20 protein-coding genes and 1 tRNA gene are annotated in these 24,825 nt (G+C 31.8%); 12 read left to right on the forward strand and 9 right to left on the reverse strand.

Going from position 1 to position 24,825, the window contains the following annotated elements:
- Positions 1 to 180: 180 nt before the first annotated feature.
- A complete protein-coding gene (locus tag HM986_RS05005) occupies positions 181 to 5,955 on the reverse strand; it encodes a fibronectin type III domain-containing protein (protein ID WP_179333955.1) in 5,775 nt (1,924 codons plus the stop codon).
- A gap of 309 nt (positions 5,956 to 6,264) precedes the next feature.
- On the opposite strand from HM986_RS05005, the gene rnpA reads away from it, so the two are divergent.
- The 3 genes from rnpA to HM986_RS05020 all read left to right on the forward strand — a co-directional run bounded on the left by rnpA (position 6,265) and on the right by HM986_RS05020 (position 9,249).
- Complete coding sequence (gene rnpA, locus HM986_RS05010) at positions 6,265 to 6,675, forward strand: ribonuclease P protein component (protein WP_179333956.1); 411 nt, start codon at positions 6,265 to 6,267, stop codon at positions 6,673 to 6,675.
- 37 nt (positions 6,676 to 6,712) lie between these two features.
- Positions 6,713 to 8,347 carry a S41 family peptidase gene (locus HM986_RS05015; protein WP_179333957.1) on the forward strand — a complete coding sequence of 545 codons (1,635 nt, stop codon included), beginning with the start codon at positions 6,713 to 6,715 and terminating at the stop codon, positions 8,345 to 8,347.
- A gap of 65 nt (positions 8,348 to 8,412) precedes the next feature.
- Entirely contained in the window at positions 8,413 to 9,249 is an 837-nt protein-coding gene (locus HM986_RS05020) for an OmpA family protein (RefSeq protein ID WP_179333958.1), read from the forward strand.
- Here the strand turns inward: HM986_RS05020 and HM986_RS05025 are convergent, their stop codons facing one another.
- The 3 genes from HM986_RS05025 to rpiB are packed head-to-tail and all read right to left on the reverse strand — an operon-like array spanning position 9,250 to position 11,062.
- Complete coding sequence (locus HM986_RS05025; RefSeq protein WP_179333959.1) at positions 9,250 to 9,693, reverse strand: GNAT family N-acetyltransferase; 444 nt, start codon at positions 9,691 to 9,693, stop codon at positions 9,250 to 9,252.
- On the reverse strand, positions 9,693 to 10,604 hold the full coding sequence (locus tag HM986_RS05030; protein WP_179333960.1) for a cation diffusion facilitator family transporter: 912 nt from the start codon (positions 10,602 to 10,604) through the stop codon (positions 9,693 to 9,695). Before HM986_RS05030 ends, HM986_RS05025 begins: the two co-directional genes overlap by 1 nt.
- A gap of 23 nt (positions 10,605 to 10,627) precedes the next feature.
- Positions 10,628 to 11,062, reverse strand: coding sequence for a ribose 5-phosphate isomerase B (gene rpiB / locus HM986_RS05035; protein WP_179333961.1), 435 nt, complete (start codon positions 11,060 to 11,062; stop codon positions 10,628 to 10,630).
- Between the two features lie 932 nt (positions 11,063 to 11,994).
- Between rpiB and rnr the strand changes: the two genes are divergently transcribed.
- From rnr to HM986_RS05065, 6 genes are all read left to right on the forward strand, one after another.
- Positions 11,995 to 14,238: a ribonuclease R gene (gene rnr, locus HM986_RS05040; protein WP_179333962.1), complete on the forward strand. Its 2,244-nt coding sequence runs from the start codon at positions 11,995 to 11,997 to the stop codon at positions 14,236 to 14,238.
- A gap of 55 nt (positions 14,239 to 14,293) precedes the next feature.
- Entirely contained in the window at positions 14,294 to 14,593 is a 300-nt protein-coding gene (locus tag HM986_RS05045) for a YbjQ family protein (RefSeq protein ID WP_179333963.1), read from the forward strand.
- Positions 14,593 to 14,829 carry a hypothetical protein gene (locus HM986_RS05050; RefSeq protein ID WP_179333964.1) on the forward strand — a complete coding sequence of 79 codons (237 nt, stop codon included), beginning with the start codon at positions 14,593 to 14,595 and terminating at the stop codon, positions 14,827 to 14,829. Before HM986_RS05045 ends, HM986_RS05050 begins: the two co-directional genes overlap by 1 nt.
- 9 nt (positions 14,830 to 14,838) lie before the next feature.
- Positions 14,839 to 15,510 (forward strand): head GIN domain-containing protein, encoded by a 672-nt coding sequence (locus HM986_RS05055; protein WP_179333965.1) that lies wholly within the window; start codon positions 14,839 to 14,841, stop codon positions 15,508 to 15,510.
- Between the two features lie 43 nt (positions 15,511 to 15,553).
- Positions 15,554 to 16,237 (forward strand): LysE family translocator, encoded by a 684-nt coding sequence (locus tag HM986_RS05060; protein WP_179333966.1) that lies wholly within the window; start codon positions 15,554 to 15,556, stop codon positions 16,235 to 16,237.
- A 105-nt stretch (positions 16,238 to 16,342) separates the two neighbouring features.
- A complete protein-coding gene (locus HM986_RS05065; RefSeq protein WP_179333967.1) occupies positions 16,343 to 18,118 on the forward strand; it encodes a potassium channel family protein in 1,776 nt (591 codons plus the stop codon).
- Positions 18,119 to 18,287: 169 nt separating this feature from the next.
- Here HM986_RS05065 and HM986_RS05070 read toward each other — a convergent pair.
- The 3 genes from HM986_RS05070 to HM986_RS05080 form a co-directional block, all read right to left on the reverse strand.
- A tRNA-Cys gene (locus HM986_RS05070) sits at positions 18,288 to 18,358 on the reverse strand.
- Positions 18,359 to 18,452: 94 nt separating this feature from the next.
- Positions 18,453 to 18,815: a dihydroneopterin aldolase gene (folB, locus tag HM986_RS05075; RefSeq protein ID WP_179333968.1), complete on the reverse strand. Its 363-nt coding sequence runs from the start codon at positions 18,813 to 18,815 to the stop codon at positions 18,453 to 18,455.
- Positions 18,816 to 19,023: 208 nt separating this feature from the next.
- The gene (locus HM986_RS05080; RefSeq protein WP_179333969.1) at positions 19,024 to 19,224 is read right to left on the reverse strand and encodes a zinc ribbon domain-containing protein; all 201 of its coding nucleotides are present in this window, start codon (positions 19,222 to 19,224) and stop codon (positions 19,024 to 19,026) included.
- 155 nt (positions 19,225 to 19,379) lie between these two features.
- Here HM986_RS05080 and HM986_RS05085 point away from each other — a divergent pair, with 155 nt between their 5' ends.
- The 3 genes from HM986_RS05085 (at position 19,380) to HM986_RS05095 (ending at position 23,266) form a co-directional block, all read left to right on the forward strand.
- A complete protein-coding gene (locus HM986_RS05085) occupies positions 19,380 to 21,389 on the forward strand; it encodes a glutamine--tRNA ligase/YqeY domain fusion protein (protein ID WP_179333970.1) in 2,010 nt (669 codons plus the stop codon).
- A 121-nt stretch (positions 21,390 to 21,510) separates the two neighbouring features.
- Positions 21,511 to 22,977: a carboxypeptidase-like regulatory domain-containing protein gene (locus tag HM986_RS05090; protein WP_179333971.1), complete on the forward strand. Its 1,467-nt coding sequence runs from the start codon at positions 21,511 to 21,513 to the stop codon at positions 22,975 to 22,977.
- Positions 22,978 to 23,053: 76 nt separating this feature from the next.
- Entirely contained in the window at positions 23,054 to 23,266 is a 213-nt protein-coding gene (locus HM986_RS05095; protein ID WP_218841395.1) for a hypothetical protein, read from the forward strand.
- 60 nt (positions 23,267 to 23,326) lie between these two features.
- Here HM986_RS05095 and HM986_RS05100 read toward each other — a convergent pair whose 3' ends face one another.
- Together HM986_RS05100 and HM986_RS05105 are read right to left on the reverse strand one after the other, a co-directional pair.
- Positions 23,327 to 23,851, reverse strand: a complete 525-nt coding sequence (locus HM986_RS05100) for a hypothetical protein (RefSeq protein ID WP_179333972.1) — start codon at positions 23,849 to 23,851, stop codon at positions 23,327 to 23,329.
- Complete coding sequence (locus tag HM986_RS05105) at positions 23,841 to 24,767, reverse strand: SPFH domain-containing protein (RefSeq protein WP_179333973.1); 927 nt, start codon at positions 24,765 to 24,767, stop codon at positions 23,841 to 23,843. The genes HM986_RS05100 and HM986_RS05105 overlap by 11 nt, the downstream gene beginning before the upstream one ends.
- Positions 24,768 to 24,825: the final 58 nt, after the last annotated feature.

A 24,825-nucleotide genomic window follows, 5' to 3' on the forward strand; every position in this document is an offset into this window, starting at 1 on the left:
AGTATCTCTTGGAAGGTTCTACCTTGTAAGTATGGTATATCAATCTGAAAAGACCTAAAAGGTATTTAAAACCTCGTAAATCAGGTCTATTTCGTATAAAACCGAATCATTAACAATCAGATTATAACTACAAAAAGCGCAACTTCGGTTGCGCTTTTTCTTTATAAGATTATTATGTTACTATTTCTTGATCACTTTATAAATATTAAACCTTTGATTTGACCACACCTTAACAAAGTAAGCTCCGGCTTCTAAACGCGTCATGTCAATTACATTCGTAGTGTTGATTGAACTCATAGATAGTATCTTTTGGCCTAACATTGAGAAGACTTCTATAGATTCAATAATAACCGTTGAATTAATATGTAATTCTGATGTCACAGGGTTAGGAAATATCTCAATGTCTTCCAGCTCATTGCCTTTTATACTTAAGTTCTCCCAAACAATGGTCTCTATATTAGAAGCTTCAGATTCTCCTTCACTAAATACAGAAGTAATATAATAATCGTAAGTCCCAAAACTTGGAAGCATATCTACATACGTTGTTTCTGTAGTTGACGCTAAAAATTGGTTATTTCGATAAATATTATATTCTAAAAAGCCAAATGCTGTTGCTGATGAAGCTATAACGACCTCATCGTTAACATTAGGATTAATCGTTCCTGTACTAGATACATCTCCAATGACATAGCTTGTATAGTCTGTAGCGTCAATTTTATCAGCAAACCAACAGCCATTGCCGCTTGTATTACCTTCCATATAATTTCCTGATAAAATACCGATATATTGGAAACCGTCATAATACGTCCATGTTACTTGGTTGCCATTTAACTCCCAAGTTCCAGAAGTAGTTTCTGATGGTATATTAAAGGTAAAGTCCTCATAAAAAATGATTTCCACTTGATTGTAAAAATTATTGCAATCATGATCATAATTGACCAACCAACTACCAATAAAATTCGTGGTCGCTCCCCAATCTAAAGTCACTTCACCTTGTATTGCGTCAGTGAGCTCAGCAACCAAATAAACCGGAGTTGTTATATCCAAGGTTGTAAATGTTACTGGTCCTACCCAATTACTATCATCTTCCCCTGGATTTGCTCCACAGTTCCCACGAATATAAACATCGTAAGTAGTATCTAAATTCAAGTTTTCTAATGTATATGGATTTACATTTAAAAATGCAGTTGTGCCATTACCTTGTGTAAAACCTGTTGGTCCATATTCTATTTCCCATGTTTGTTCATTGCCTCCAGCAATCCAACTAAGTTCTGCTGAACTCAATGACACGTTATCTACTACAAAATCTGATAAATCAGGACAAGGGATGGTTTCGCAAATCACTGTTGCGTCCCAACCTCCATAAGTTATGCTAATATCTGACGTAAACCTAAAGGTTAAAGCTCCTGAAGGGTTATCAGCTGTAAAAGATTCTGGAATAGTTGTTCCATTATATTGCCCAATCAAAGGTGCATTTACATCCATACCATCATAGACACTTAAATAATCACAACAATACTCTAACTGAAAATAATTAAAAATAACCGTTACACTATTATTACCAGCAGATGGAGCAATTACCGTAGTAATATCTTCTCCATTTTGATAATTTCCATTTGCTCCACCTGAATCATAAAAATGATTTCCACTGCAGAAATCTGCTAAGGTGGTAATCGTCACTGGTCCTATCCAATTGCTATCATCTTCTCCTGAATTTGCTCCACAATTAGCTCTTATATAGACATCATAATTAAAAGAGGAGTTTAAACCTGTTAGCGTAAAAGGGTTAGAATTTGCTGAGATAACAGTCCCTGTACCGTTTGTAAAACCAGAATAACCATATTCTAGCTCCCAAGAGATTTCACTACCTCCATTAATCCAACTCAAATCAATACTGTCTGAGGAAGCATTTACGGCAACTAAATTAGTTGGCTCTGGGCAGGATATCCACGCTACAATATCTGTATTCGAAGGTTCAGACTCTCCTTCATCATAAACAGCAGTCACATAATAATCATAGACTCCGAAATCTGGCAATAAATCTGTATATGTCGTTTCGGTAGTTGTTGCAAGAAATTGGGTATCTCTATAGAGATTATATTCAACAAATGATAGGGCAGCCACATTTATTTGAACTACCTGATTCTCATTGGGGTTTGGTTGTCCAAAAACATTTAATGCTCCCGCGGTATATTCCATTAAACCATCAGTAGTGTTTTTTGTACTGTACCAACAAGTACCATCATCACCTATACCTACCATATAATCGCCATATCTCGTTCCATAATATGAATTACCATAAGAAAAGGTAAATGTTACTTGATTTGCTTCTAGTTCCCACGTTCCTGAATCATTATATTCTGGAAGAATAAAAGTACCATCAGCATTAAAAATAGCTTCTGTTTGATAATAGTTACCTGAACAATTATAGTCAAAAAATAACATCCAACTTCCTAAAAAACTACTCGGTTCGTCCCAGGTTAAAGTCACCTCACCAAGTGTTTCATCTGTTAAATCTGCCGTTAAATAACCTGGAGTCTCTATGCCTAAAGTAGAAAACGTAAATGGACCAACCCAATTACTGTCATCTTCGCCAGGATTGGCACCGCAATTGCTTCTTAAATAAACATCATAAGTCGTTTCTATATCTAAACCGCTTAAGGTCCAAGGATTACTACTTATATTTTCAATAATTCCTGTTCCTTGAGAAAAACCAGTTAATCCATATTCAAGCTCCCAAGTTGTTTCCTCACCACTCGCTGTCCAGCTTAAATCTGCCGAATTTAATGTTAGGTTATTTGCTATTAAACCGGATGGATTAGGACAAGAAATAAATTGACATGTAACCGTGGCATCCCAACCACTGTAAGTAACACTTTCATCAGAAGTAAACACAAAAGTTAATGTTCCTGAAGGATGTGATGATGTAAAAGACCCTATATTGGTGTTTCCTGTGAATTGACCTAAAAATGGTGAATTTGTATCTGGTCCATCATATATATATAAATTGTCATAACCACTTTCCAATTGAAATGAGTTAAATTCAACAGTAATATTATTATTTCCTGCTGACGGAGCAATAACTGTCGTCATAAATTCTCCATTTGAATAGTTGCCTTCGGATCCACCCGAATCATAAAAATGATCCCCATTACAAAAATTAGCTGCGGTTGTAAAATTTATAGGACCAGACCAATCGCTAAAATTACCTCCACCACATTGAGATCTTATATATAAATCATAGGTCGTAAATGAGCTTAAGTCATTAATACTGTAAGGATTATTTGTTGTTGTAATCCCTAAACCTGTTGGAATATTACCATTTTCAACAACTTCAATTTCCCATGTTGTGGCATTGCCATTTTCTAGCCAACTTATTTCTGCAGAATCAGATAATAAATTAGTGATATTGATATTACTTGGAGCAACACAGAAGGTAATAAACTCATTTACATTAGAATATTCACTGATGCCACAAGCATTTATGCTTCTTACGCGCCAATAATAAATCGTATTGTAATTTAAACCTAAAACATCATAGGAGTTATTAAATGTAACTTCCTCTAGTATCATAGTACTAAAACTAGGGTCTAAAGCTATTTCTATTTCATATTCGGCAGCATTGACATCCTCTTGCCAAGTAAACGTTTCATTAACATCTACAGCTGTTGCATCACTATCTGGAAATTGAAGTATAGGAGGTACTATACTAGCGTCATAAACCTCAAGAGAAATTATAATATTCTTTTCTGCTGTATCTGAAATTCCATTAATAGTTATGTCATAAGTTCCATTAGGGGCTACAGTTGTATTACTTATAGTAACTTGTATATCAGTATTATCAACTGACGCAGAAAGTTGGCTAAAAGTAGCTGTTACACCAACCGGAAGATTTGATGCAGAAAAAATAGTCGTTTCATCAAATCCTAAAAAGGTATTATAAGTAAAATTATAAACAGCATCGTTTGGTTTACAAACCTCTATATTAGAATCCTCAAAGTTCATAACAAACTCTGAAGCTTGCACTTCAAAATTAGAACTATTTAAAGCATAGAAAATACTGTTTGCACCTCTAACCATAACTCTTGCCTCAGTGGTTGTAGGTACATTTGGAATATTTATAGTTTCAGAGCCATCATTTAAAATTCCTGTTGCCAAGGTATATGGATATGTATAACCTCCATCAATTGACAAAAAAACATCAACTTCAGTAGCATTTACAGGAGCTACATCTGTATTAGCAACATCCCAAGTAATGGTAGCATTTTCACCTACATTCCAAATTTCATTAGTTGATTGCGAGGTCACAACAAAAGGTCCTGCAGAATCTGTAACAGTTACCGTCATTTCATCAGAAGCGGTTTGTCCTACACTTGGGTTATTATCTCTTACCGTAAGGACAAAATCCATAGTTCTGCTTATGGATGGTAACATTTCCCATGTTGGGGTTAAATTACCATTGACCACGTCAGATAATTGTGGCATGTAACGATGAGGTGTTGCCACAGGAAGTTTTGAACGGAACATTGGTCCAAATTGCCGTGTTGGTTGAGGTGATGCTGAACTAAAAGGGTCTTCTGGATCATTTTCTTCCCAACAAAATGATACTTGATCTCCGTCAGTATCGCTCCCTGTACCTTCTAATATAAATGCGGTTGATGCAGGAATCGTAAAATCATTACCTGCATCAACTATTGGTGCTGTATTAGTTAATCCAATAAGTTGTGCACAAGAACTGTCATTTATAGTCCATTGAGCGACATCTCTAATATCTACATAATTAAAATAATCGTCTGGGTTATCTTGTACACTAGGGGAACAAATGCCAGCATATCCCATTATAGAACTACCACTACCTGGCTCAACTTCTTGAAGTCCATTTGAACTTCTACAGTTAGCAGTACTTTGAACATGCCAACCACCATATTGATGCCCAAACTCATGACTAGCAATTAAATTAAAATGATCTGAATTAGGACTGCTATGCACAGTATAAGCACTTCCCTTAGAGCCTGGTGTACACACACAGGCAATACAACCTGCATTTCCATATATAGAATCTCCATAAGCAAATAAATGGCCAACATCATAATTAGTATCTCCAATAATTGTGTCTATTGTATTTTGAATTATTCCATTATCAACAATATAAGGATCTGTAAAACTATCTAAAAATATGATGTCGTCATTATTAGCAATTAATTGCATAGTCACTCCAAAATCCCTTTCAAAAATACCGTTGATTCTTGTCAACGATTGGTTTATCGCGGCTATAACCTTTCCTTTTCGTTCTTCATCAGTTGTTTCAGAACCATCAAGATAAAATTGCGAATACTCTCCTGTAGTAGAAATTGCGGCTCTGTAAAGTCTTAAATTACCATCATTTGCATTTTTATTTGCTAAACCAGATGCAGTAATGCCCCTTCTTGCAGATTCCATTGTAGAACATTCGAAATCAGAACTAGACTCATTTAAATCACTTCTTGAAAAAACTGCATAAACACTACTATTAAGGTCTAATAATTTTATAAGTGTTGTTGGCCTATCGAGATTAAAAATTGAAGCTGATAATCCTAATGATGGTGAATAACTAATACGTGCAGTGGCTCCATTATTTAGACCTTTACCAATATATGATTTTATTTGAGGATATTTTGCTACTAATTCTGGGTGGAGATTTGAAGCTTCAAATAATTGATATTTGTTTAATTCTCCTTTTTCATTAGGTAAAGAAATTACTATTTGAGATCTTTCTTGTACCAAACGATCTGGTGCTTTTTTAAATACGTTTATAAGAGAAGCTGTATTTAAACGAAATTCGACATGTTCTAGCGGAATTTCAGATTTTGTAATATTTGTCTGTTTTTTTGTGGTTTGATACCAATACGGATTTTGTGCACTTGTAGTTATAGAAAATACTATAAATACTAAAAAAGCGAAGTAGTTTTTTGTCATGAAAGTTAGAGAGATTAAAAAAAGGAGCGGTTTAGTTTTCACTCAAATATAATTTTTTTTGAAAACATATACTTTCAAAAACATTTTATTAGATGAAATATATTTATATACGAATAATATGTTTTATTTATTTACATTCTTTTTTTATTCTAAAACATTTAATATCAACACATTAAATAAAACTATTAGTATAATTAATAAGCAAAACTTAAAAAAGAAAAACTTACAGATAATAAAAATATTAATAAGCATTAAAATCCGCATAAAATAGATGTTGTTTTCTATTTTTGCTAAATCGGATTTATATAAATGAACTTCAACTATTCAAAAAAAGATAAACTTAAAAGTAAAAAGCTGATAGAGCAACTTTTTACCGAAGGCAAAGCTGTAACCGCTTACCCGCTTAGATTAGTGTATCTTAAAACTGAGTTTGAAGATGGTTCACAACTAAAAACAGGTGTTTCTGTAAGCAAGCGATTACATAAAACAGCGGTTTCTAGAAATCAAATTAAACGCTTACTTAGAGAGGCTTATAGACTCAATAAACCACTGTACTTTAACAATAGTTCAGTATCTTATGCGTTTATGATTTTATACCTTAGTAAGGATGGAACAACTTTTGATAAACTAGATCATAGTATAAAATCACTGTTTAAAAAATTTTTAGTTAAAACTGAGCCATTCATAGAACAATCAGATGCTAATACCTCTGACAAATGAAACCTGTTTGTTAACCATTTTATCTTTCAATTAACACATGAAAAATCTTCTGCATAAAAAAGTATTATTTCCTGTATTAGCTGTGCTTATCTTTTTTGGCACTACAGCTTTTAAAAATGATTTTTTTGAAATTGCAAAACAAATAGAAATATTTACAACGCTTTTTAAAGAAATTAACATGAATTATGTTGATGATACTAATCCAGGAGATCTTATGGATACGGCCATTAAGAGCATGTTAGACGATTTAGATCCTTACACTCAGTTCTATAACGAACAAGACGTAGAAGCCTCTAGAATTAATAATGCAGGCGATTATACAGGTATTGGGGCTAAAGTGTTAACCTTACAAGATAAGTTAGTTATCGTTGAGCCTTACCAAAATTACGCAGCGGATAAAGCAGGTTTAAAAGCCGGAGATGAAATTATTCAGGTAGATAAGGTTACCGTTGCTGATTTTAAAGATGATGCAGCCAACTTATTACAAGGTGCTGCAGGTACAGAAGTATCTGTAACATATAAAAGACAAGGGAAAACTAATACGGTAAAAATTATAAGAGAATCACTTGAAATTAAAGCCGTTCCGCATTATTCTATGGTCGATGAAAAAACGGGCTATGTGGTACTAAGAAAGTTTAATGATAAAGCGTCTTCTGAAACCATTAGTGCTATTAAAGCTTTAAAAAATCAAGGAGCTACACAGCTAATTTTAGATTTAAGAGGAAACCCAGGTGGTTTACTGCACGAAGCGGTTAACGTAACAAATATTTTTGTACCGAAAGATCAATTGGTAGTAACAACTAAATCTAAAGTAAAAAAATATAATAAAACATATTATACTCAACGTGAAGCGATTGATACAGAAATTCCTTTAGTCGTTTTAATTGATGGTAAAAGTGCTTCGGCAAGTGAAATAGTTTCTGGTGCTTTACAAGACATGGATCGTGCTGTGGTTGTTGGTACACGCAGCTTTGGAAAAGGTTTAGTACAACGACCTAAACCGTTAACTTATGGCACGCAAATGAAGATTACGATTTCTAGATATTATACACCATCTGGACGTTGTATTCAGGCCTTAGATTACTGGAATCGGGATGAAAATGGTAAAGCGACAAGAACACAACAAGAAAATTATAATGCTTTTAAAACTAGAAATGGACGCGATGTATTCGATGGCGGTGGAGTAGAACCAGATATGGAAGTTGAGTTTTCTAAACATACTACGATTACCAAAGCCATATCCAACAAAAATCTAGTCTTCAATTTTGCTACAGATTACTATTACGACAATAAAATAGAAGATTTAAAAGGCTTTTCATTGTCAGATTCAGATTTTAAAAAATTTAAAAACTACATAAAAGCTAGTGGTTTTAATTTTGAAACTAAAACTGAAACAGCTTTACACGATGCTTTAAGAATCGCTGAAGAAGAAGATTTAAGAGAGGTTATTAATTCAGAATACAACGATTTAACTCAGGCTTTACAAGCTTATAAATCTAATGCCATTGATGCCAATAAAACACAGTTAAAAGCGCTGCTTACAGACGAAATTATTAAGCGTTACTTTTATAGCGAAGGTTTATATACGTATTACACCGCTAATAATTCAGAAATAAAAAAAGGTTTAAGTATTCTTAATAATCCTTCGCAATACGCAAGTATTTTGAGATAGCACATAAATTATTTATATTTAACCACTTAAATTTTTTCTATTAGTTAGAAAACTATTGTAAAAACATGAAACCCCTAATTATCTTTTTATGCCTATGTTTTCAGCTCTCCTTTTCTCAAAAGGAATTGAAGCACGAAGTCTATTTTGAAACTGATCAGCATGATATACCTGAAACAGAGCATAGTAGGTTATTACTATTTTTATCAAAAATTGAAGATATCGATATAGATAAAGTCACTATTTATGGTTTTACAGATGATAGAGGTAGTGATAATTATAATTTAACCCTATCTCAAAATCGTGCAGATGCCATCAAAGAAGTGTTTTCTAATAATGAATTTGACGAGTCAAAAATGACAAATGTTGATGGAAAAGGTAAAATTTTAGTCAATATTATAAAAGAAAATGACCTTAATAAAATACGTGGCTTAAACCGTAAAGTTGAGATTATCGTCACACCTGTTTTTCCTCCAAAACCTGTTGAGGAAAAACCCATAGTAAACAAAACTGAAGATTTATTAAAAGGAGATTTAAAAGAAGGTGATAAAATTTTACTAGACAACTTATTATTTAGAACAGGTTATAGCTATTTAACAAAAGAATCTAAAGTTGTACTCGATAGAATCGCAGAAATTTTAGTAGAACGTACTAATGTGTATTTTACTATAGAAGGCCATGTATGTTGTACGCAAGGTGAAAGAGATGCTATTGATCGTAAGACTAAAAAACGAAATCTATCAGTGGCTAGAGCAAAATATATCTATGATTATTTAGTAGATAAAGGTGTTAAGCATTACCGTATGAAATTTGCCGGTATGCGAAGAAAACAACCCCTTGGAGGCGAACCTCAATTAGATAGACGGGTCGAAATTTTAGTGACGCGTATTTATGAAAAGAAATAATTAAGATTTAATCATATTTATATGTGGAATACCATCTTCTAGGTACTCTTCCCCAACTTCTTTAAATTCTAAGTTATTATAAAATAGTTTTAAATACATTTGAGCAGAAATTCTAATAGTGGTTTCATTATAATGTTTTCTAATGGCATCAATTGAAGCTTTCATAATAGCGTAACCATATTTAAATTTTCGTACTTTCTCTTGTACCACAACCCTACCAATACTAGATTCTTCGAAATAACAGCCTGGTTTAAAAACGCGTGTATAAGCTACTAAGACCTCATTTTCATAGCCTAAAATATGAAGTGCTTTTTGATCCTTTCCATCTATATCTTGGTACACGCAATTTTGTTCAACTACAAACACTTCACTTCGTAATTGAAGTACATTATAAAGTTCTTGCGTAGTTAATTCTTCGAATTTTTTTGTAATTATATTTAGCATTAATCTTGTACAATGACCTCTTTAGGATCTTCTTTATTAAACTCCGGTTGAATGGTGACATGGTTGATATTAAATTTGTCATGTAAGACCATTTCAATATTTAACAGCAACGCATTAAAATCCGTTGTAGAAATATCTTCTGTTAAGTCTAAATGCGCTTCTAAATGTAGCTCGTCGTCACTTAAATTCCATATATGAACATGATGTAGTTTACTAACTTTAGGTAGTTTATTAACAGTTCTAACCACATCTTTTATATTAATAGTATCTGGTGTAAATAGCATTAACATTTTAGTAGATGTTTTTAATAAATCGTAGCCCACCCATATTAAATATAAGGCTATTAATAAAGTCAATAAACTATCTACCCAAAATAATTGATAGTATTTCATTAATAAGCCACCAATTAGTACCGCCACACTAGCCAACATATCTGTGAGCAGATGTAAATAGGCAGACCGCATATTAATATTATTTTTAGAATCTTTTCTTAATAATAAAACACTTAAACCATTTCCTATAATGGCCACCATAGCCAACCAAATTACTAAACGCGATTCTATTTCTTGTGGATTATTAAAACGTTTTACAGCTTCAAAAATTAGGATAATAGCGACTATTATTAAAGTACTTGCATTAACAAAAGCTGCTAAAATTTCGGCACGTTTATATCCAAAAGTTCTATTAATAGAAGCTTTTTGCTTTGTTAAACGTGCTGCAACATAACTAACGATTAGAGAAACAACATCGCTAAAATTGTGCAGAGCATCACTAAGTAATGATAAACTTCCTGAAACGAGCCCACCAATAACCTGAGCTACGGTAATACCAATATTTAATATTATTGATATTAATAGTTTTTTACCTCGTAAATCTTTAGGACTATGAGAATGGTTATGATGGTGATTCATTTGATATCAATTTAGAATTGACATTAACACGATGCCGGAATCTTATCCACACGATTTTGATGACGACCACCTTCAAACTTAGTTTCTAAGAACGTATCTACCATTTTAATAGCTTGTGGAATCGATGTAAAACGCGCTGGAATACATATAATATTAGCATTGTTATGCAGACGTGTTAATTCAGTAATCTCACTCGTCCAACACACACCTGCTCTAACGTGTTGGTATTTATTAGCGGTCATAGCAACACCATTAGCACTGCCACAAATTAGAATACCAAAATCTACTTTTTTGGCTTCTACATCTTTAGCAACTGGATGTACAAAATCTGGATAATCAACACTATCTAAACTGTCCGTTCCATAATTAGTAACAGTATAACCTTTAGCTTCTAAATGTTTTACAATGGCAGATTTGTAATCTGGTCCTGCGTGATCGTTTCCTATTGAAATAGTCATAATAAATTGTCTTTACTTATTAGACATCAAAGTTAATAATTGCTTACAACTAAGCATAACTAATAAGCGCTTACTTATCCATTAGTTTTAAGTTTGAAAATCAATTTATAGATTGAGTTTATTATCACTGTTGATAACTCTGAATAAAATGATCAGTAATTGTTAATATCTGTTTACAACTACTGAAAACAAAAATTAGGATTATTCAGTTATTTTTCCAAACCAAAATTAGAAGTTATAAACCTAATTAGTTAACCATTTTTTTAAAATAAGTTATCAAACTAAAAAGTTATGAAATGAACAGTATTTTTAAAAATACATGTTAGTTAATAATATTAACAATCGTTATTAACAGTTGTTAATAGCTTTTTAATTTAGCTTAAAAATGAAGCCTTTAGATGTAAAATTAATGTTAACTAAAATGTTGTAAAATGTAAACTACGATTAATCAAAATAAAACTTCAAAAAGTTATAGTCACTATTAACATACTATAATAACCACTATTTATTTTTTTAAATTTTAAAAGAAAACTGATTATATGTATATATATGTTCATAACTGTATTTTTTTTTAAATTTAAGTTTTATGAATTTGATTATTAAAATAACGTCAAGTAGAACTTATAAGATAATATAGGCTACTTATAACAGAATATGGGGTAGGTTATTTTAAGGAAGTTTATTAAATGGTACTAATATATGTTTGTACTTTTATGTATAGCGCAGTAGTGTTTAATACGTATTTAGTATTAATTTAACCTTAAAGAAACACCATTAAAAAATTAAAACGTAACTTTGTGCCAAACTTAATAACCTCTCTTCGCTAAAGTTAAGTTTTAAATAAGTTGTTATTCTTAGACTTATTGCAGAATCTAAAGGATTTGCTAAGCTTATTTAGAATAACAAATAGATAAATAGATTACAATTAATACATGACAAAAAAGAAACACAGGAAACCTTCAAATAATAAGATTTCCAACCTTACAAATACAATTCTTAGTATTTTAAAAAAAGACAGAAATTCAACATTTAATTATAAACAAATTGCAGCTAAATTGGGCGTTAATGATGCTAGTAGTCGCAATCAGATTATAAAGAAACTTCAGCAACTCAAAGCTAAACAAGAGATTGAAGAAGTGGATCGTGGTAAATTTAAAGCCATTGTTAACAACGAATATCATACTGGTATTTTAGATTTAGCAGCGAAAGGCAATGGTTATATCATTTCAGATGATTTTGAAGATGATATTTTCGTAGCTTCAAACAATATTAACAAAGCTCTAAACGGAGACGAAGTAGAGTTCTACGCTTATAAAAGAAAACATAGAGGGAAACAAGAAGGTGAAATAACCACTATTATAAAACGTGCAAAAACGGAATATGTTGGTACCATTCAAATTCATGATAAAAAAGGTTTTGCTTTTGTTGTAGCAGATAGCAATAAAATGTACACCGATATTTTTGTGCCTATTAATAAAATAAATAAGGCAGAAGATGGTGATAAAGTGTTAGTCTCTTTAGAAGATTGGCCAGAAAAAGCAGATTCACCAAACGGAAAAGTTATTGAAGTTTTAGGAAAACCTGGTGAACACAGTACAGAAATCCATGCTATTTTAGCTGAATACGGATTGCCATTAGAATTTCCTCAAGATGTTGAAGCCTTCGCTAATAAAATTGATACCTCAATTACAGCAGAAGAAATTGCGAAACGTCGCGATATGCGTAAAGATTTAACCTTTACAATAGATCCTAAGGACGCTAAAGATTTTGATGATGCCTTATCATTCAAAATTTTAGATAATGGCTTATATGAGATAGGAATTCATATTGCAGATGTTTCACACTACTTGCAACCAGGTACAATTTTAGATGATGAAGCTTATGAGCGTGCAACATCTATTTATTTGGTAGATAGGGTAGTGCCAATGTTGCCAGAAATATTATCTAATGGGGCCTGTTCATTACGTCCACACGAAGAGAAATATACCTTTTCTGCAGTGTTTCATATGAATGATAAATGCGAAATTAAAAATGAATGGTTCGGTAGAACCGTAACGTATTCTGATGCGCGTTTTGCATATGAAGAAGCCCAAGCAATTATTGAAAACAATGCTACAATTAACGAGGTTGAAGTTTTAAAGAACGCAGATAAAATTGATACTACAATTCCGGCTGAAGTCTCATTGACAGGAAAAGAATATCAAACGGCTGTAGAAGTCGCTCAGGCTACCATAAAAATGAACCAATTGGCTAGAAAAATGCGTACAGCTCGTATGCGAGATGGAGCCATTTCTTTTGATAAAGTTGAAGTTAAATTTAACTTAGATGAAGAAGCAAATCCAATAGGTATTCACTTTAAGACGAGTAAGGATGCTAATAAAATGATTGAAGAATTCATGTTATTAGCCAACAGAAAAGTATCAGAATATGTTGGAAAACAGAAACCTGAGAAAACTTTTGTATACCGTGTACACGATGAACCAGACGAATCTAAATTAGCACAACTACAAACGGTTGTGGGGCGTTTTGGACATAAATTAAATTTTAAAGATAAAGGCAGTATTGCATCGTCTTTAAATAATTTATTAAAAGATGTTGTTGGTAAAAAGGAACAAAATTTAGTAGATACCTTAACGATTCGTACCATGTCTAAAGCCGAATATACCACACACAATATCGGTCACTATGGTTTAGCATTTGAGTATTATAGTCATTTTACATCACCAATTCGTCGTTATCCAGATGTCATGGCACATCGTTTACTGCAACAGTATTTAGATGGCGAAAAATCGGCTAATCAAGAGATTTACGAAGAAAAGTGTAAGCATTCTAGTAATATGGAATACTTAGCAACAAGAGCTGAGCGCGATTCTATTAAATATATGCAGATTCGTTTTATGCAAGATCATCAAGACGAAGAATTCTTGGGAGTTATTTCTGGAGTTACGGATTGGGGAATTTACATCGAAATTGTGTCTAATAAATGTGAAGGTATGGTAAGTGTTAGAGATATGAAAGATGATCATTATCAATTTGACCAAGACCAATACGCTATGATTGGACAAAAAACAGGAGCCATGTACCAACTTGGTGATGAGGTTATTGTAAAAGTTAAAAATGCAGATTTAGTTAAAAAGCATTTAGATTTTTACATGATAGGTAAACCAGAGGCGTAAATAGTTTTTGTAATAGTTCAACTTAAAAAAGGACTTATTAATAAATTTTTAATAGATGATTCTTACCACGACCAATTCTATAGAAAACCATAATATCATAGATTATTTAGGCATTGTAACAGGTGTTGCCATAAACAAGCAAGCTATTGCCATGGGATTTAGTATGTCTAAATATTACAATAAATTACAAGTTAGTATTGAGACTGTAAAAGAAGAAGCGTTTCAAACGTTACAAGATAACGCAGCTAAACTTAATGCAAATGCCGTTGTGGGTATTAAAGTAGAAATTGAGTTAACAACCTCTAATTATGCAATGGTTTCTGTAACAGGAACAGCAGTAAAAGTAGCCATATAATGGAGACAAGTACAAAAGCTGGCCTATACGTTTTTTTAATATTTGGCGTTATTTATGTTATAGTAAGACTTAGCATTCAATCTGTTTTTACAGATATTAATCAAATGGTGTTAGCAGTAGCATCTGCTGTCATTACAATAATTTTAACTCCTCAAAGACGAGTAATAAAAAAGCAATCTGGAGACGAAATTCAGTTGAAATGGTTATTTATGAAAAAAGTATTTACCTTAAAATAATAATGTTTTATGAAAAATATATATTTAGTATTAGCATTAGTTTGTACGTTAGTTATTAATGCTCAAGATTCAATTGAAAAACAAGTTGGTGAATTTTCAACAGTAAAGGTGTTTGATTTAATTCATCTTAAAATGATGGCTTCTGATGAAAATAAAGTCGTGATTTCAGGCAAAAATAGAAATGATGTTGAAGTTGTAAATAATAACGGAAAACTTAAAATTCGCATGAATCTTAAGGAAAGCTACGATGGTGACGACACCGTTGTACTACTTTATTTTACTACTGTAGATGAAATAGATGCTAATGAAGGTGCAAAAGTCACTGTAAAGGAAACTATAAAGCAATATGAACTCGATTTAAGAGTACAAGAAGGAGCAGAGATTACAGCTAATTTAGAAACCACATATGCTAATTTTAGAGCTGTAACTGGCGGTACAATAAAGGCTTCCGGAAGTTCAAAAAGTCAAGATATTTCAATATATACTGGAGGAGTGTTTAATGGTAAAGATTTTATTACGGAAAATACAGATGTTAGTATTAATGCCGCAGGTGAAGCTTATATCCATGCTACAGAAACTGCTAATGCCAGAATTAAAGCAGGCGGTAATGTCTATATTTATGGGAAACCAAGTCAAGTTGAAGAAAGTACAATTCTTGGTGGTAAAATAAAACGTATGTAAGTTCCGTTGAGTTTCTTACATTTGTGTAAACCGCAAGTTTTACATGTTAGACGATATCTTAACAGCCATTCCCTTTGGAATAATTTTAGCCTTTACTATTGGACCAGTTTTTTTTGTATTACTAGAAACTAGTGCTACCAAAGGCTTTACAAGCGCCATTATCTTCGATTTAGGTGTTATTTTCGCTGATATCGTTTTTATCCTTGTTATTTTTAAAAGTACAGATACACTTTTAGATAAAATAAAAGACGATCCAAAACTATTAGTTTTTGGAGGCGCATTATTAGTTATTTACGGACTTATTAGTTTCATAAAAACATCTAAATCTTTCCGATCTATTGTAAGAGAACATCATAGAATTGAGCTTCCTAAAAAGGATTATGGTAAACTTTTTGTAAAAGGATTTCTACTAAATTTTATCAATATTGGTGTACTCTTAGGCTGGTTAGGGTTTATAGTCATTGGGACTTCTATTACAACCTCTGAAAACGGAGTAACTATCTTTATTGTAACCATGTTAATAGCTTATTTCTTAACAGATTTGATTAAAATAGCAGCTGCCAAACGACTAAAAAACAAGTTGACTCCACGACGTATTTTTAAGACTAAAAAAATTGTAGCCTTAGTTATTTTAGTTTTTGGTATTATTCTATTAAGTCAGGGACTTTTTCCGGATCTTTATGAAAAGGGGATTGAACAGATAGAGCTTGTTAATCCTATAGATTAAGTACTTCTATAATTTTTATTGACGTATAAAGTACGTACTGAAGTTATTTTATAATATTATTAGTAAATTCAACACCATTGTATTTATGTTTAAATAAGTTATAGAATGATTTATAGACTACTGCTTGTATTTTTTTTAGTTTCCTTTTTTAGCATTAGCGCTCAAACGACTAACACTACTACTGAACTAAAAGAAATAGCCTTTTCAGAACTGATAAGTGAATTAACCAACGGTAAAGATTCTATATTTTCTCTTAAAAATGCCATCGTTAAATTTAATAAAGTAAAGGATGAAAGGTATAGCTTATATGAATACAGATTTAAAGGAAAAAAATATCCTTCTGATACCATTCAGATTCATAAAACTATATATTTTGAGAATGTTCATTTCGAAAATCATTTAAGTGCATACAATTACGCATTTATAAATTTTCGCTTTCATAAGCCTATTATACTAACTAATACTAATGCGGCAAATTTTTTTAATTGTCAATTTAAAAATAGTTTTACTTACCAAAATTCTAACACTACAAAAAATAATATTTCTAATAAGCTATCGCTTAGTAAAAATACATTTAATTCTAAGGTATTTATTGTTGACTATAGTGAAAACAGTGATTTAATTCTTACTATAGAAAACTCTACTTTTAATTATTTTGGTACTCAGGATTATTCAAATATTGTTCGCCCTTTGTTAACCATAAATGTTGCAAATCCATTATATTTTAGTTTCATTTCTAATAATATTAATTATAATAACGAAACATTTAATTTTCAAGCTATGGATAGTAAGGAAATTTATTTTGTAAAAAATCAAATTAAATCAAATGTTTGGAGTTACCTATTCATTAACAATACTGAAAAGCTTTCATTTATTGATAATACCATTGAGTCCGATTTACTTTTTGGTATTGACAAAATGAAAGTTGAATATGAAATGCAATGGCCTATAACAACGCATAAAATAATTCCTGTTAATTATGTATTTTCTAATCAAGAAAATATAGGAAATACTATTAATAAAACATTGGACTCGCTTTACATACATAGTAGAGTTACAGATGAATCGTATTATAAAAATGAATTGACTCTGCTTAGTAAATTTCATTCCTATTTTAAAGAATTTCACGATAGACATTCGGCAAATGATGTATACATCAAAATAAAGCATTTAGAAACGGAGCGTTTAGAACATCTTTATGAAGAAGATAAATCATTTACAAACTACTTTGAAATGATTGTCAATCGGTTTTTGGAACGATTTTCAGATTACGGAACAAGTCCTTCCAAAATTGTAATATCTTCCTTTAATATTATTTTACTTTTTGCCTTTTTATTTTTGTTTTCCTCCAATTCTTGGAATAAAATTAACCTAAACAGATATAATAAAGGCATTGCACAATCCATCAATTATTTTACATCAGATGTTACTATTATTAAGGCGTACGAGATAGATGAAAATAAGATTCTTAAAAACACGAACACAAAAGCGACATTAATTGAGAATAGAAATCATGTACCTAAAGTATTTTCTTTTTTTTCGCTTTTATTTATAAACACTCAAACGAAACTCGTAGAAATTAAATTATCGTTTTGGAACTATCTCAATGTTGTAAAAAATAGCTGGCATGGGTTATCATCATTCAAAAGGATGGTTTACAGTTTTTTAATAGGAGTCCTAATACTTGGGTATTTACTTATAAAAGTACTATCTATCTTATTTAATGCGCTAACACTTAGTATTAATTCGTTTACAACCTTAGGATTTGGAGAAATTCCTATTAAAGGAATCGGTCGGTATTTAGCGATAGTAGAAGGCTTTATTGGTTGGATATTTCTTACCTTATTCAGTGTGACTCTAATTTCTCAAATATTAAGTTAGAATAATAAAGATTCACACTTATAATTAGAAATAAAAGAACCTTTAACGTATGTTGAAGATTTTTTGAGGATACCAAAACGATAGGATTCGAATCGCGTATCTATTAATCTAAATTTTCTAAAAATTTAAGAAATAAAAAAAGCCTCTAAGATAACTTAGAAGCTTTTTGAGGTGTCGAGCGGATTCGAACCGCTGTAGATGGTGTTGCAGACCACTGCCTAGCCACTCGGCCACGACACCCTTTATTCCTTTGAAAAAAGGAATCTCATCAATTTAAACTTAATTTAACGAGAGCGCAAATATAAAAATTATATACGTTATACCCTAAATAGCATTACTTTTTTCGCTTTTGCGTCATTTTTATGGTAACCATCTCAACATCACCACCAATGGGTGGATTAATTTTACTAACCGCAACTGTAGCTTTAGTAATTAACGCTTCTTCACTAAAAACACGATTCAAAATGCGCTTGGCAACCGTTTCTAAAAGCTTAGAAGGTTGAGCCATTTCTTCTCTAACAATTTTATTCAGCAATACATAATCTACAGTGTCACTCAATTCATCAGATCCTGCTGAGGTTTGTAAATTAGCTTTAACTTCAATATCTACACGGTAATCGCTACCAATAGCAGTTTCTTCTTTTAAACAACCATGATTAGCAAATACTCTTATATTTTCAACCTTTATAATTCCCATAGGACAAAAATAATACTAAGTTCACATAAACTGAATTTCTAATAGAATTTTAATTCAGTTAATTATGATCTGGTCACTGAGCGAAGTCGAAGTGACACTTGGAGGACATTTTGAAGGCTATAAAAATCAAATAAAAACTGAATTAGCATCAGTTACCACTAATAAGTGTTGTTTCTGGTTCTTACAGCGAAGCGATCTTTACGCTTCTTTAACTCGTAAACAAATCAAAAATGTTACTCATAGCACTAGTTTTAGCTTTATAAAATTCAGTATACGTGCACTTTTTACAGGTGACTGACGTAAATTTTTTATTCTGAATATCGAAGATTTTAGAAAACGTGCCACCAGTGGCCCGCATCTGATCAACAGTACAGGTATTATTATCGCATTTTGGACATTTATAATTCATTTCAGTATTCGGTTATTGATTCATAGTATCAGTCTAAAATAGTAAATAAATGTTACAATTTGTTTAATTTTACCACCTGGAATAATGATGTTGAATTTTAGTGTTGTGTATAGATTTTACCCAATAGCTAATTGCCAACAGCTAATACCTAAAACATGTCAGAAGAAAAAAAAGCACTCAATTTTATTGAGCATATTATAGAAGAAGATTTAGCGAACGGTTTATCAAAAGACAAGCTTCGTTTTCGTTTTCCACCAGAGCCAAATGGGTATTTACACATAGGTCATACTAAAGCTATTGGTATAAGTTTCGGCTTAGGTGAAACCTATAATGCACCTGTTAATTTAAGATTCGACGATACAAATCCTGCCAAAGAAGAGCAGGAGTATGTAGATGCTATTAAAAAAGATATTGCTTGGTTAGGTTATCAATGGGAAAACGAATTGTATTCCTCTGATTATTTTCAGAAGCTATACGATTGGGCAGTTCAAATGATAAAAGATGGTAAGGCGTATGTAGATAGTCAAACCTCTGAAGACATAGCACAACAAAAAGGAACACCAACACAGGTAGGAACTAATAGTCCATATAGAAGCAGAAGTATCGAAGAAAATTTAGATTTATTTCAACGTATGAAAGCTGGAGAATTTCCTGCTGGTACACATATTCTGCGTGCTAAAATTGATATGGAAAGTCCAAACATGCTCATGCGAGATCCTATGATGTATCGTATTATGCATACCGAACACCATAGAACAGGTAACGATTGGTGTATTTATCCGATGTACGATTGGACGCATGGTGAAAGTGATTATATAGAACAAATTTCACACAGTTTGTGTTCTTTAGAGTTTAAACCACATAGAGAGCTTTATAATTGGTTCAGAGATCATATTTATGATTACGCTAAGGAGGCATTACCAATGCCGCCTAAACAACGCGAATTTGCCCGTTTAAACCTAAGTTATACCATAATGAGCAAGCGTAAATTATTACGTTTGGTAGAAGAAGGTATTGTTTCAGGTTGGGATGATCCTCGTATGCCAACGATTTCTGGTTTGCGTCGTCGTGGTTATACACCGAATTCCATTAGAAAGTTTATTGATAAAGTTGGAGTTGCTAAACGCGAAAACGTGATTGATGTGTCACTTTTAGAATTCTGTATTCGAGAAGATTTAAATAAATCTGCGAATCGTGTGATGGCCGTTTTAGATCCGGTAAAAGTGGTGATTACTAATTATCCTGAAGACAAGGAGGAATGGTTAGAAGCTGAAAATAATCAAGAAGATGATTCTGCTGGATTCAGAAAAGTGCCGTTTTCTAGAGAAATTTATATTGAAAAAGAGGATTTTAAAGAGGAAGCAGGTGCTAAGTTTTTTAGACTGCAACTTGGAGGTGAAGTGAGATTGAAAAATGCTTATATTATTAAAGCTAATTCAGTTGTAAAAGATGAAAACGGAGACATTACCGAAATTCATTGTACCTATGATGAAGACACCTCTAAAAAAGTAAAAGGAACATTGCATTGGGTGTCTATAAAACATGCGATAACTGCAGAAATTAGAGAATACGATCGTCTATTTATGCACGAATCACCAGATAGCGACAAGGACAAAGATTTTATGGAATACGTAAACCCGAAGTCTTTAACTATAAAAACGGGTTACTTAGAACCAAGTTTAGCTGATGTTGAAGTAGGAGAGCAGTTTCAATTTCAACGTTTAGGCTATTTTAATGTTGATGATGATTCTAAATCAGGAAAATTAGTATTTAATAAAACAGTTGGTTTAAGAGATAGTTGGGCAAAACAGAAGCCTAAACCTCAGAATACTCAAAATCATAATACACCAAAACCGCAACAACAAAAACGTTCGGCAATCAGTGTCATTCAACAATTTGGTAAAAAATATACCAACTTAGCTGAAGAAAAGCAATTAAAAGCTAAAGCGGAAATACAAGAGCTTGCTAAAGATGTCGCTTACGATGAATTAGAGCCTTTATTTGGTACGGCTGTAAAAAAAGTAGGGACTCGCATCGCAGTTTTGATTGCGTTAAAAGAACTGCTTAAAAATGGCTTAGAACGAAATGATGCTATTAACGAGTTTATTGAGAAGGCTAAAGAGGATAAGAATGCCATTTTAGTGGCTGAGGCTTCAGATATTTAATATTTATATTTTCTTATTATTTTAATGTACCTACAAGGTTTTCAAATCCTTGTAGGTATTTTTTTAAAAAAATTAAATAATTTAGAGTAGTTTAGGGTGTCTAAATTTAAAATTCAAATACATGAAAAAAATTACGCTCATTCTAACGTTACTTCTTATTGGAACTACCGTTTTTAGTCAGACTATTACTGGCAAAATTGTAGATATTGATAATAACCCCATACCTTATGTTACACTTCAGATTGGTCCAAATTATGGAGTTATAACTAATGAGGAGGGTGTTTTTACACTAGAAACAGATAATTTTTCAGGCTCGGATAACGTTTCAATTTCATGTTTAGGGTATAAATCATTAGAATTTCAACTTTCAACATTTACAAAACCAACGTATGTTTTAGAAGATTCTATAAGTGAGCTTTCAGAAGTTTTTATTACAAACAAACTTCTGTCTATTGAAGAAATTTTGGAAAATGTGAGAGCAAATATCTCAAAAAACTATCCTGTAAATGATAATCAAAGGATTTTTATGAGAGAAAGCAGCAATTTTAATATTAAAGATTTTGACTTTGAAGTTTCAAAATCTTCCAATTTCAACAGAGCAACAATTAAAGACATTAATAAAAACTTCGAGACCATGAGTCAACTGATGGTCAATAATAATTCTAAGTTTTATGAAGATATACTATTAGACCTATTGCATATTGCAGATAGTACACAGAGTCAGATTATAAAAGCAACTAAATTAGTGAATATTGAAAAAGATTTATCTACAGATGCGGTGAATGGTAAATTGATAAAAAGTGTACTTAATGTGTTAGATTCTTCTGCAACCTACAAATTAAAAACAAGTATATTTACTATTGAAGATTCACTTAAAGTTGGGAAAATTATAAAGGAAGATTCTGATTCTAAAAAAGGAAAAACTACTGTAATTAATAATAAGGTCTCTAGGATTATTAGAAACAATTCACTGGTAGAAAACTCAAATTTAGATTTTATATTCGAAGATAAAGGCTACGAGTATTCAATTGACGGAATCAGTTATCTCAACGATGAAGCAACTTACAGCATTAGCTTTAATCCCACAAAACGTTCAGCTAAATACACAGGTAAAATGTATGTAAACACGTCCGATTTTGCTGTTGTAAAGTTAGAATATGAATTTGCTGAAAATAGAACGGGTTCTAAAATGAATCTTAAATTTTTAGCAGGGTTTAAGTTCGAAGAAAATGCGTATCGTTCTACAGTGATTTTTAAAAAGAATGAAAATGCTGTTTATGACTTGTATTTTATTAGTCAAGAAAATGGAAACTATGTTTATATCAACCGTTCGCTTAAATTTATTAGAAACAATACCGCTGAACATACCGATAAACAACAGTTAAAATTAAAGTTTATGATCGAACAAGATTATATCGCTAAAAGTGAATTATTCTTTATAAGTAAAGGATCATTGGAAGATGATTCAGCTTTTAAAATTACTAAAGAATATCCTATAAGTTATATATCAGAATATGACCCTTCTATTTGGAAAGATTATAGTGTGTTGAGTCCTGTTCAAGCTATAATTGACTATAAAACAGACTAAGGTAACCATGGTTTTAACGTTTTATTGAGAGGGATAACTTTTAAAAAAGAGTATCTTTAGATAAACTCATCATATCATGGAAGAATCACAAAAAATACTTACTAAAATCTCTATAGTAACCAGAGATATAGAAGAGAATTATCCAGAACTTCAAAAATACTTAAGCGAAACCAGAAGTACATTACCCAATGGATCTAATGAAAAGGTAAATTTAGATACATCCGATTTAGAAAATTATCTTAATGAATTAAAAGAAATTAGAGATAAATACAAAGAAGAAGGCCATTGATTGCAGTCTATTTTAATCATAAAAAAACCTCGAAATTAACTTTCGAGGTTTTTTTATAGTCTAATTTTCTATAGGTTCTACCTTTACATCATCGTCAGGAATCTCTAAAGAAGTTTTAAAATCTGGTAAAATTTGATTCGTTAACGCATCATTTTTTAATTTATTAGCTTCAATAAACCACCAATAGTTATCGGCTTGATTATAGATTCCTAAGAGCGTACTTTTAGATGATATACGCTGTTGAGAGATCACCATCTGATTAAAACCTTCTACAATACAACGGTACTGACCTTGCTCTTTAACGATTTCGGATACACCGTTGATATCTGCTTTTTCAAAGATAAAACCTTGTGTTTTCATATTTTCAAAAGTAGACGCAATCACTTTTAAAGCAGCATCTTTACCTCCCATCATATCTAATAGGGATGGAAGGGTATGTTTAAGAACGGTTTCGAAGTCCATTTCTAAACTTGCTTTAGATGCTATTTTAGCATCCCTTAAGGCATCTGTTTTGGTTTGAGAAAAACCATTTGCGCTAATAGTTATTAAGACAACTAGTAATACCTTTTTTATATTAGTCATCATTTTTCTTTTTTTGATTTTTCATAGCCTCACCAATTTGATTACTCGCTGTAAAACTAGCAACCATATCATTCAACATTTGGCTTCCTGCTTGTGGTGAATTGGGTAAAAGAATTAAGTTACTGTTTGTTTCACTTCCAATAGCTTGTAAAGTATCGTAATGCTGTGTTACTACAATTAATGCCGAAGCTTCCTGACTATTAATACCAACTCGGTTTAAAACATCAACAGATTCTTCCAAACCACGTGCAATTTCACGACGTTGATCAGCAATACCCTGACCTTGTAAGCGCTTACTTTCAGCTTCTGCTTTGGCTTTTTCTACAATTAAAATACGTTGTGCATCACCTTCATACTGAGCCGCTGTTTTTTCTCTATCTGCAGCGTTAATACGGTTCATAGCAATTTTTACTTGTGGATCTGGATCAATATCAGTCACTAAAGTTCTGATAATATCAAATCCGTAGTCCATCATTGCATCATTTAATTCCGCTTTTACAGCTAATGCAATATCATCTTTCTTTACAAAAACATCATCTAATTTCATTTTTGGGACTTCGGCACGTACCACATCAAATACATAACTCGTAATCTGATCATGTGGATAATCTAATTTATAAAACGCATCATAAACACGTTCTGTGACCACCTTGTACTGTACAGAAACTTTTAGTTTTACAAATACATCATCTAAAGTTTTAGTCTCAATAATGACATCTAATTGTTGAATCTTTAAACTCAAACGGCCTGCAACCTTATCTACTATTGGAATTTTCATATGCAAACCCGATTGACGGATACTGTGAAATTTACCGAAACGTTCTATAATGGCAGCAGTTTGTTGCTTTACCATAAAGAAAGAGGAGGCTAAAATGATTAATCCAAAAAATAGAATTGGAATTAGAATGTAATTTTCCATAGCATGTTTATTTAAGTTAAAAATAAGTGTCTTTAAAAATAAGATATTTTAATTAGAT

Origin of the sequence: Winogradskyella costae (assembly GCF_013403865.1) — a bacterium.
GTDB lineage: Bacteria > Bacteroidota > Bacteroidia > Flavobacteriales > Flavobacteriaceae > Winogradskyella > Winogradskyella costae.

Bases quoted from the DNA above. Each gene is read 5' to 3' on its own strand.
- HM986_RS05015 (WP_179333957.1), top strand. From the start codon at position 6,713: ATGAAAAATCTTCTGCATAAAAAAGTATTATTTCCTGTATTAGCTGTG.
- HM986_RS05060 (WP_179333966.1), top strand. From the start codon at position 15,554: ATGTTAGACGATATCTTAACAGCCATTCCCTTTGGAATAATTTTAGCC.
- HM986_RS05045 (WP_179333963.1), top strand. From the start codon at position 14,294: ATGATTCTTACCACGACCAATTCTATAGAAAACCATAATATCATAGAT.
- HM986_RS05030 (WP_179333960.1), bottom strand. From the start codon at position 10,604: ATGAATCACCATCATAACCATTCTCATAGTCCTAAAGATTTACGAGGT.
- HM986_RS05080 (WP_179333969.1), bottom strand. From the start codon at position 19,224: ATGAATTATAAATGTCCAAAATGCGATAATAATACCTGTACTGTTGAT.
- rnpA (WP_179333956.1), top strand. From the start codon at position 6,265: ATGAACTTCAACTATTCAAAAAAAGATAAACTTAAAAGTAAAAAGCTG.
- HM986_RS05020 (WP_179333958.1), top strand. From the start codon at position 8,413: ATGAAACCCCTAATTATCTTTTTATGCCTATGTTTTCAGCTCTCCTTT.
- rnr (WP_179333962.1), top strand. From the start codon at position 11,995: ATGACAAAAAAGAAACACAGGAAACCTTCAAATAATAAGATTTCCAAC.
- HM986_RS05055 (WP_179333965.1), top strand. From the start codon at position 14,839: ATGAAAAATATATATTTAGTATTAGCATTAGTTTGTACGTTAGTTATT.
- HM986_RS05105 (WP_179333973.1), bottom strand. From the start codon at position 24,767: ATGGAAAATTACATTCTAATTCCAATTCTATTTTTTGGATTAATCATT.
- rpiB (WP_179333961.1), bottom strand. From the start codon at position 11,062: ATGACTATTTCAATAGGAAACGATCACGCAGGACCAGATTACAAATCT.
- HM986_RS05090 (WP_179333971.1), top strand. From the start codon at position 21,511: ATGAAAAAAATTACGCTCATTCTAACGTTACTTCTTATTGGAACTACC.
- HM986_RS05100 (WP_179333972.1), bottom strand. From the start codon at position 23,851: ATGATGACTAATATAAAAAAGGTATTACTAGTTGTCTTAATAACTATT.
- HM986_RS05025 (WP_179333959.1), bottom strand. From the start codon at position 9,693: ATGCTAAATATAATTACAAAAAAATTCGAAGAATTAACTACGCAAGAA.
- HM986_RS05065 (WP_179333967.1), top strand. From the start codon at position 16,343: ATGATTTATAGACTACTGCTTGTATTTTTTTTAGTTTCCTTTTTTAGC.
- folB (WP_179333968.1), bottom strand. From the start codon at position 18,815: ATGGGAATTATAAAGGTTGAAAATATAAGAGTATTTGCTAATCATGGT.
- HM986_RS05095 (WP_218841395.1), top strand. From the start codon at position 23,054: ATGGAAGAATCACAAAAAATACTTACTAAAATCTCTATAGTAACCAGA.
- HM986_RS05085 (WP_179333970.1), top strand. From the start codon at position 19,380: ATGTCAGAAGAAAAAAAAGCACTCAATTTTATTGAGCATATTATAGAA.
- HM986_RS05050 (WP_179333964.1), top strand. From the start codon at position 14,593: ATGGAGACAAGTACAAAAGCTGGCCTATACGTTTTTTTAATATTTGGC.
- HM986_RS05005 (WP_179333955.1), bottom strand. From the start codon at position 5,955: ATGACAAAAAACTACTTCGCTTTTTTAGTATTTATAGTATTTTCTATA.